We start from the raw sequence: 296 nt of genomic DNA, 5'->3' as shown, positions 1-296 counted from the left end.
GGAGGACAAAAAAATCTGCTTTCCAGGCTTTTTTATATTGTTCTGATAAATGTAAAATGCACGTTGTTCCTTCGGCAGAATCAACGTGCATTTTACATCGTACTCATTAGTGCAAGCAGGAGTTTCTTCTGCTCGTCTGTCAATGTACTCCATCGCGCAAATAGAATGCGCTGTTCTTCAGTCAGCTCAGACGGATCATTTCCCTCTGCGAAGAACTGTCCCAAAGTAATACCAAACGCTCTGCAAACCGCTTCTAAGGTCGGCAGCGTAGGTGCGTTGTTTCTGTTGAACATATT

General features: G+C 43.6%; 1 protein-coding gene. It reads right to left on the bottom strand.

Going from position 1 to position 296, the window contains the following annotated elements; all coding sequences use genetic code 11:
- Positions 1-92: 92 nt before the first annotated feature.
- A partial coding sequence (locus ACQRBN_RS17460; RefSeq protein ID WP_427740365.1) for a helix-turn-helix domain-containing protein occupies positions 93-296 on the bottom strand: 204 nt, incomplete at its 5' end.

It is taken from the genome of Bariatricus sp. SGI.154, from assembly GCF_050313795.1.
GTDB lineage: Bacteria > Bacillota > Clostridia > Lachnospirales > Lachnospiraceae > CAMBRQ01.
Note: the sequence above shows the minus strand (reverse complement) of the source record. Positions and strands in the feature narration are given on the sequence as shown.